This window comes from Roseateles sp. P5_E1 (assembly GCF_054049335.1).
The window spans coordinates 1-1,091 of record NZ_JBFUMN010000134.1 but is presented as its reverse complement, the minus strand read 5'-3'; the positions used below and the strand labels follow the sequence as shown (position 1 = coordinate 1,091).

The window sequence follows — 1,091 nt, the reverse complement described above, 5'->3', positions numbered from 1 at the left end:
GCTTCCTGTGCGCGCAGGCCTGCCTGCCATATCTGCTGCAGGCGCCCAACCCGCACATCCTCACCCTGGCGCCGCCGCCAAGCCTGGACCCGAAATGGTGGGGTCCGCATACCGGCTACACGCTGGCCAAGATGGGCATGAGCTTCGTCACCCTGGGCCTGGCCGCCGAGTTCGGGCCCCAGGGCGTGGCGGTCAACGCGTTGTGGCCACGCACGATCATCGCCACCGATGCGGTCAACATGATTCCCGGCGTGGATATCAACGGCTGCCGCACGCCGCAGATCCTGGCCGATGCCGCGCACGCGGTGCTGACCCGCGATGCGGCCGGTTTCAGCGGGCAGTTCCTGCTTGATGACGAGGTACTGGCGCAGGCCGGTATCACCGACCTGAGCGGCTACGCGGTGGATCCGTCGCGACCGCTGCTGCCCGATCTGTTCCTGGATTGAGCCTGCGGCAGCGTCGCAGGGCCCGGTCGTCGACAAAGGCTGCACGCGCAACTGCTACTGTGCGTGCCCCCTTTTGTCTGGTCTGTTGAATGTCCCATCGCAAACGAAGTCCATCGCTCGCCGCCGCCATCGCCGTCATCGGCCTGCTCGGCGCCTGCAGCAAAGGCCCCTCGCACGCCGCCGATACCGAGGGCGTTGAGAAGGTGAATGCTTACGTCGCGTGTTTCAACGCGGTGGAGCAGCCCATCCACGAGGGCTTCCAGCAGTACACCGGCTGGATGCAGGATCCGAAGGCGGGCCCGACCGGCAAGGAGACGCACGTGCGCGGGCCGGGCATGGTGCTGTCGCACCGCGTCGCGGTGTGCAATGAACCGATGGTGGCGGCGCTGGCGATGACGCCGGCCGATGCCGCGCTGGATGCGCCTGCGCGCGCCTACCAGCAGCGCTTCGTTGACCTGTACGCGCTGATCGAACAGACCGACCGCTACTACACCCGCGAGGATTACCTGCGCGACGACCACGCTGGCATGCGCACCCAGCACGGCCCGCTGATGCAGGCCTACATGGCCTTCTTCGATGCCAGCGATGCGCTGGATGCCGCGCTGGAGAAGCGCGAAGACGAACGTCGTCACGCCCAGCTGAAGG

The 1,091-nt window shown here is 67.1% G+C and carries 1 protein-coding gene and 1 pseudogene; both read left to right on the top strand.

Annotated features, from left to right (window positions below):
• Positions 1–446: pseudogene (locus ACXJKJ_RS30130) on the top strand (SDR family oxidoreductase); the annotation flags it as partial.
• An 89-nt stretch (positions 447–535) separates the two neighbouring features.
• Positions 536–1,091: DUF3829 domain-containing protein (locus ACXJKJ_RS30125; RefSeq protein ID WP_457395015.1), on the top strand; the 556-nt coding region annotated here is incomplete at its 3' end.